Source organism: Candidatus Taylorbacteria bacterium (genome assembly GCA_039934295.1).
Taxonomy (GTDB): Bacteria; Patescibacteriota; Minisyncoccia; order Phycocordibacterales; family HO2-43-120; genus HO2-43-120.
Map to the genome: position 1 here is coordinate 1 of JBDTMN010000024.1, position 6791 is coordinate 6791.

The 6791-nt window shown below is 44.1% G+C and carries 6 protein-coding genes and 1 tRNA gene; 4 read left to right on the forward strand and 3 right to left on the reverse strand.

Annotated elements, in window-relative coordinates:
- The 3 genes from ABI430_05210 to ABI430_05220 form a co-directional block, all read left to right on the forward strand.
- A partial coding sequence (locus tag ABI430_05210; protein MEO8638266.1) for a hypothetical protein occupies window positions 1-289 on the forward strand: 289 nt, incomplete at its 5' end.
- 123 nt (window positions 290-412) lie between these two features.
- A tRNA-Tyr gene (locus ABI430_05215) sits at window positions 413-495 on the forward strand.
- Window positions 496-779: 284 nt separating this feature from the next.
- A complete protein-coding gene (locus ABI430_05220; protein MEO8638267.1) occupies window positions 780-1997 on the forward strand; it encodes a DEAD/DEAH box helicase in 1218 nt (405 codons plus the stop codon).
- A gap of 47 nt (window positions 1998-2044) precedes the next feature.
- On the opposite strand, the gene ABI430_05225 is transcribed toward ABI430_05220, so the two are convergent.
- A complete protein-coding gene (locus ABI430_05225) occupies window positions 2045-2260 on the reverse strand; it encodes a hypothetical protein (protein MEO8638268.1) in 216 nt (71 codons plus the stop codon).
- Between the two features lie 294 nt (window positions 2261-2554).
- Between ABI430_05225 and ABI430_05230 the strand changes: the two genes are divergently transcribed.
- The gene (locus tag ABI430_05230; GenBank protein ID MEO8638269.1) at window positions 2555-4204 is read left to right on the forward strand and encodes a helix-turn-helix domain-containing protein; all 1650 of its coding nucleotides are present in this window, start codon (window positions 2555-2557) and stop codon (window positions 4202-4204) included.
- Window positions 4205-4409: 205 nt separating this feature from the next.
- Here the strand turns inward: ABI430_05230 and ABI430_05235 are convergent, their stop codons facing one another.
- Together ABI430_05235 and ABI430_05240 are read right to left on the reverse strand one after the other, a co-directional pair.
- Window positions 4410-5975, reverse strand: a complete 1566-nt coding sequence (locus tag ABI430_05235) for a HAMP domain-containing sensor histidine kinase (protein ID MEO8638270.1) — start codon at window positions 5973-5975, stop codon at window positions 4410-4412.
- A 168-nt stretch (window positions 5976-6143) separates the two neighbouring features.
- Window positions 6144-6632 carry a hypothetical protein gene (locus ABI430_05240; GenBank protein MEO8638271.1) on the reverse strand — a complete coding sequence of 163 codons (489 nt, stop codon included), beginning with the start codon at window positions 6630-6632 and terminating at the stop codon, window positions 6144-6146.
- Window positions 6633-6791: the final 159 nt, after the last annotated feature.

Below are 6791 nucleotides of genomic sequence, written 5' to 3' on the forward strand. Positions count from 1 at the left end.
CGTGGTCTTTATTTTCTTTTTGACGCTTGTTTCTTACTTTGCATTCCGAATCCGACATAGTTCAAAGCGCTGGCACGTGAAATCAAAAGAAGGATTGTTCACAATGATCGGGTCAGTCCTAGCATTGCCGATTGTAAACGCGGGCAGATGGCTCTCCCAGAAGTTTTCTTCAATCAACGTGCTCGTCCTCATTTTGGATTTCATCATCGAGACACCTTTCAAATTCCTCTTAAATTTTTCAAATCAATTTATTCTCTTTCTCAAAGAAAAGACGGAAGAGTTGCGGTAACAGCGCCATTGTTCTTACACATATAAGAATCAGATAATCCACCATTCGCGCGAATGGTGGAATAAGGTGCCCGCTTGAGAACGATTGAATGAAACTCTAAATATGGTAGACTCGTATTCGTATGCGTCGGTACTCAAGTGGTCAACGAGAGCAGACTGTAAATCTGCTGACTTCGGTCTTCGTTGGTTCGAATCCAACCCGGCGCACATTCAAAAAAATTAGCTCTGCTTTTTTGAATGTGCGCCGGAGCAAACAAACCACTTTGTTTGCGTGGGGGATTCGAAAAGCTTCTCCCATATCCCCCACCACTTTGCAACTAAGTGGTGGGGGATGGGAAAGCTGTACTGATCCTGTAAGGATCGAATCCAACCCGGCGCACAAATATCACTCATTAAAATCTGAATTTGACAAGCCAACCCTTTTAGTATATACTACGAAGCATTATTCTCATGAGTTTGTGATCTTTGGCAGAAAGAGGCTCAATAAAAAAATGTATAGAAAAAACATTCAAAGTAACAGTCCAAGTTTTAATAGAAAGCCATCTTTTGGAAGGGGTCGTCCTTCGCATGGCGGACCGCGAAGGTTTGGAGGCGGAAAAACACAAAGAATTGATGTGTCCAAATTTGTGAGCAAAGCAGTCATTACCGAAAACGTTCCGCATTTCGTGCCTGAACATGCTTTTAAGGATTTTAAGATTGATGAACGATTGAAGGGGAACATCACTTCCAAAGGGTATATCACTCCCACCCCAATTCAGGACAGGATTATTCCTCATGTTCTTCGAGGTGAAGATGTTGTTGGTATTGCAAACACTGGCACGGGAAAAACCGGAGCGTTTCTCATTCCTCTCATCAACAAAGTCCTGCATAATCCGAAGGAAAATATCTTGATTGTCGTACCGACGAGAGAGCTTGCGCTTCAGATTCAGGACGAGCTCGTGACTTTTGCAAAAAATTTGAAAATATTTTCAGTCTGTTGCGTGGGAGGCGCGCCTATCGGGAGACAGATTTCGGGTCTGCGTTATCACAATAATTTTATTATCGGAACACCGGGACGGCTCAAAGATTTGATTGAAAGAAAATTTATTAACCCTGCAGGATTTAATACGATTGTTCTCGACGAGGCAGACCGAATGCTTGATATGGGGTTCGTCCACGACATGCGACATTTGATGGCTCAAATGCCGAAAGTTCGCCACACGCTTTTCTTCTCCGCGACCGTTTCAAGCGAAATTTCCGGGCTTATTCGGGAATTCTTGAAAGAGCCGGCAACTATTTCGGTAAAAACAGGAGACACGGCAAAAAACGTTGACCAGGATGTCGTTAAACTGAAGCACGGAGACCAGAAGATAGAGGTGCTCCATAACCTTTTGACCCAGAGCAAATTCAATAAGGTACTTATTTTCGGACGCACCAAACACGGCGTTGAGAAGCTCTCAAAAGTTCTCGCCGAGAGGGGTTTCAAGGTTGAATCCATCCACGGAAACAAAAATCAATCGAGAAGGCAGAGGGCGCTCAATCTGTTTAAAGACAATCATATTCAGATACTTGTCGCGACTGATGTTGCGGCTCGAGGGCTCGACATCGCCGATGTTTCGCATGTCATCAACTACGATATTCCGGCTACCTACGACGACTATGTTCATCGCATCGGAAGAACAGGAAGAGGCGGGAAGAAAGGGCAGGCGCTGACTTTTATCGAAAGCTAAACATACCAATATACCAATATATCAATGAAGAAATATACCAATAAAAACTAATAATCGAATCCTTCTTTATTGGAAGCGGACAGAATACCCCGCGTCCCTCCTGCGGCGGGGATGAATGGCCGCAGTTGAATGAGAGCGAGCGGAGCTCGCTCTTCTCCAACAAAGTTTGCCCCGATGCCTCGCCTAATATCCCGCCGAGGTTTTGCGAGGGGACGGCTTGCCGCGGGGATAGGACGAGGCCAAACTTTATTATTCGTAGCCATTAGTATATTAGGGATTTATTCGTATATTGGTATATATATTTATGAAAACCTCAATTGAGCAAAAAATAGTTCAGAAAAGGGGAGTCTGGGTAGAAAAGCCCCGACGTATGGCGATTTTGATATGCCTGTGCGGGAACAAATATCTTAAGACTCGGGAAGAACAAAAAGTGTGCATAAGATGCATCAACAAGAGATAGGAGGAAGCTGTAAGCTACTAGATTTTAGCTTAAAGGCTGGAGAATTAATTCAAGCTAATAGCTGACAGCTAATAGCTTCTTGGGCTATACTAGTCGGATGACTCAAGAAGAAGCGCTCGATATTTTGAAGCTCGGACACAATGTATATCTCACTGGGCAAGCCGGAAGTGGAAAAACACATCTTCTTAATCAATACATTGACTTTCTCAAAAGCCACGACGTTGCTGTTGCAGTAACCGCTTCGACTGGCATTGCCGCTACACACATGAATGGGGTGACGATTCACTCCTGGAGTGGACTCGGGATAAAAAACTCGTTGAACGAATATGACCTCGACACTCTGGAATCGAGGAAATATTTGTGGGATAGGATGCAGGCAACTCGAGTGCTTGTGATAGATGAAGTATCAATGCTTCATCATTTTCGTCTGGACCTGGTGGAGCGAATTGTCCGCTCCTTCAAAAGAAACGACGAGCCATTTGGGGGCCTGCAGGTAGTTCTTTGCGGGGACTTTTTCCAGTTGCCCCCTGTGCGGGGGCAGGGCGAGCCCCCCGTGCATTTTATATACGAATCGGAGGCGTGGAAAAACATGAAGCCTGTCGTCTGCTATCTTCATGAACAGCATCGGCAAAGAGACGAGATTGCGCTCCGTGTTTTAAATGCCGTCCGGACAAACACTGTGAGTGAAAAAATGAGAACCTATCTCGAGACGTCAAAAGTCAAACCGGCAAATTTTAAAATAGAACCGACTCGGCTTTACACGCACAACGTAGACGTGGACAGGGTCAATGCAATGGAACTTGAAAAGATTGAGGGCGAGTCCAAAACATACGACATGACATCTCGGGGCAAATCGCATATTGTCGAGGTGTTGAAAAAAAGCTGTCTTGCTCCGGAGATGCTTTCACTCAAAAAAGGTGCGAGAGTGATGTTTGTAAGAAATAATTATGATGCCGGTTACGTCAACGGCACTTTGGGGGTCGTGATCGGATTTGATGAGACAGGACCGATTGTTGAGACGTATAAGGGAGCGAAAATTATTGCTCTTCCTGAAACGTGGGCGATTGAAGAAGAAGGGAAGACGAAAGCTGAAATCACTCAAGTTCCGCTTCGCCTTGCCTGGGCAATTACTGTTCACAAAAGCCAGGGGATGAGCTTGGATGCAGTTGAGGTGGACCTTTCAAAATCGTTTGAAAAAGGAATGGGATACGTGGCGCTTTCACGGGTGCGCTCATTTTTGGGGTTGAGGCTTCTTGGGCTGAACGATATTTCTCTCGAGGTCAATCCCGACGTGCTCCGCTTCGACAAGACGCTTTTGGAGCACTCGGAAGAGGCGAGACGGAATTTGGATAGTCTTGAGGTTGTCGAAAAAGAAGAGATGCAAAAGCGGTATCTTTCCCGCATCGCGCCTCCTCCCGGGGAAAAGAAAAAGAAAAAAATCTCAACTTACGATGAGACGCTCGCGCTTGTCTTGGCAGGCCTCTCGCTCAAAGAAATGGCGAAGAAGCGTGAGGTCGGTGTCGGCACGATTATCGCGCATCTTGAAAAATTAGTTGAAGAAGAGAAGCTCGACCCTCACGCGCAACTTTCCCACCTGAAGCCCGAGCGATTTAATAAAATCAAAGATGCTTTTCACGCTCTCATGGATAAAAACTCCGACATGCGCCTTTCCCCCGTCCGCGACAAACTTGGTCCAACCTATAATTTCGAAGAGCTCCGTTTAGCGAGACTGTTTTTGGGTATATAAGTTAAATTGGTGATATTAATATAAATAAAAAGGTGTCCTTTCTATCTCTTTCTATACGGTAACCTTTATGGCATATCCGTATCAATTAGGGCGGCCTTTTGAATGACCTATAACGCCTTATCTGTAGTCGCGAATTAGAAACGCATTATTATACTTCATACCATTGGACCAGAAAAATCAACTCTCGATCCCGAGTCGAAAGGAATTAGAGAACGGCTTGAAGTGCAAAAGAAAAAGTGCTCCCTTTATCGAGACCAGGAGATTCTGTCCAAATTTTTCCTTTATGACGGTTCACGATTTCTTTTGCAATAAAGAGTCCAACGCCCATGCCTTCGGTGTTAGCCGAACGAGCCCGCGAAGCGCGATAAAATTTGGAAAAGATAAACGGCAATTCATTCTTGGGAATGCCGATGCCCATATCTTTCACGGAACAGACAATCATTTTGTTCTGTCTCGACACAGAGACAGTTATCTCAGTATCGGTATGAGAATATTGAATGGCATTCTCGATAAATGTTTGAGCAACAAATCTAATGCGAGTCGCGTCAATCAAAACATTGGCACCGGTTGTGAGGTTCATCTGCACTTTCAATCGCTTCAAAGCAATTTGGCTTGAAACCGATTCAATCGCCTCTTTAACAATGAGAGATACGTCCCTTTTTTCCAATCGATAGGTATATGCCTGATCTTCAACATCGGAAACATTGACTAAGAGATTCGTCAATTCGGTGAGTTTAGCATTAGCGCTTTCTATCGTCTCTATCTGTTGTCTCCCTTCGGGAGTTAACGTCTGCTTCGCCAGATTTTCCGCTGACCATTTGATATGAGTGAGCGGAGTGCGAAATTTATGCGTGACAGTGCTTACGAACTCATATTTGAGAATGTCGTCTTCTTTCACTTTTTTCCACACCAGAATGGTTGTCAGAACAACAAATATGGCAGACACGAGCGGTATCGTCAAAGAGGGAAACGCGGGATAATACGTTTTGACAGCTTCATTCAAATAAAAGAGAAACGTTATGATACTTCCAACGATGGCCACAGCTACACTGTAGAAAAACGCGTTCTTTGCGATAACACGGACATCTAAGAGTTCATATTTAACCGACCCATACAAAAAAGGTACAGCGAACACTACTCCGAAAAGCATTCCCCACAGCGGATCCACATTGATATCGTAGACTAGAAAATTCGGTATAAATCCAGTTGCATAACCGCCAAAAAAAGCTATGGTCATATAGGCAATCTGTTTTTTTGCGAGTTCCGACTTCTCCGTTACATATGAGGAAATTAATTCAAACAGAGCGCATGGCATGCAAATTCCATAGAGAAATGCGATTCTTACCCAATTGAGAACCCCGGGCTCGTAATAGTTTGGAAAATACATTTTAGGTATAGAAGGCAGTAAAAATAAATCTGGCAGAATGATGAAAAATAGAGAGGCTACCACAGCAGAAGCATACAGGAGTATGAGAATTCCGCGCCTTTCTTTGTCCTTTCCGAGTATGGCGAGAATTGAATGAAAAGTGAATACCCCCAAGAAAAAAATGATAAGATTGAACATGAATACGCGTTCGGAAAGGAGAGGGTCAGTAAGATTAACACCTATGACATGAGAAGTGATAAAGATAGCCGCGCATAATATAGCTGCCGACAACGTCCTACTCGCGACCGTTCGAGAATTCTTAACCAGCAAGAAAAAAAATAACCCCGTTGTCGCGACAATGGATGCCATCGATACAACATTGTGAATGAGAAGGTGAAAATCCATTTGCAAATAGTATACCACGGAGGGACACAACCAAGATGACTGGCAAGTTTTAAAATACTGAAAGTGAAATCGATATTTTCCCCTGAAAGAGCCACGAACACAAGGCGCTCGCAAAACTCTTCATATAAAAAAGCTACACTATTTAGATAGCGTAGCCGTGCTAAGATTTTACTCGCTTAGTTTTTCTGATTCGCGGATGAAACGAAGTAGGATGGAACTTTTTCTCACCAAATCCCGGTCCACCACTCTTTTAGCGACTGAATGATCAGCGATGTAACACTCCTTACCCCACCATTTATATTTACCGTTGGCAGGAATGAGAACAGGGTTAGTGACGATGATGCCCACGGGGTAAGGATCGATGATCGCCTTATCCGGCGTCAACAGCCAGGAATGGTCGCAACATCTTACATCAAATTCTCTGCCATTATCGACTGCACGAGTCTCCAAACCAAGAAAACTTCCATCCACTACTTTAAGTTCCGGAATATGCAGGCCTAGAGCTCTGCATATCGAATGGCACTCCACAACACAACGGTGTTTATCGGGGAAAGAACGGATATAGTTGGTTGCGCGAAATATTGTATCCATCACCTTCAGCCAGAGGTTCTTATCATTTTGCGTGACTGCCTTCATCAAGACACTGTTAAAGATCATTTTTTTCCTTTCGATTGACGTTGAATAAAGTATCGTTCAATGCAATGCTTGTCAAGGTGGTGAATGGAATGAAGACTAACACCTCATAAGGGTAACTGTAGAAAGACTGCATAAGGCCAGATACATATTGCACTCTTTGGTCTCTCCAAAGCAGTGAGA

Bases quoted from the DNA above. Each gene is read 5' to 3' on its own strand.
- ABI430_05235 (MEO8638270.1), bottom strand. From the start codon at position 5,975: ATGGATTTTCACCTTCTCATTCACAATGTTGTATCGATGGCATCCATT.
- ABI430_05220 (MEO8638267.1), top strand. From the start codon at position 780: ATGTATAGAAAAAACATTCAAAGTAACAGTCCAAGTTTTAATAGAAAG.
- ABI430_05230 (MEO8638269.1), top strand. From the start codon at position 2,555: ATGACTCAAGAAGAAGCGCTCGATATTTTGAAGCTCGGACACAATGTA.
- ABI430_05225 (MEO8638268.1), bottom strand. From the start codon at position 2,260: ATGGCTACGAATAATAAAGTTTGGCCTCGTCCTATCCCCGCGGCAAGC.
- ABI430_05240 (MEO8638271.1), bottom strand. From the start codon at position 6,632: ATGATCTTTAACAGTGTCTTGATGAAGGCAGTCACGCAAAATGATAAG.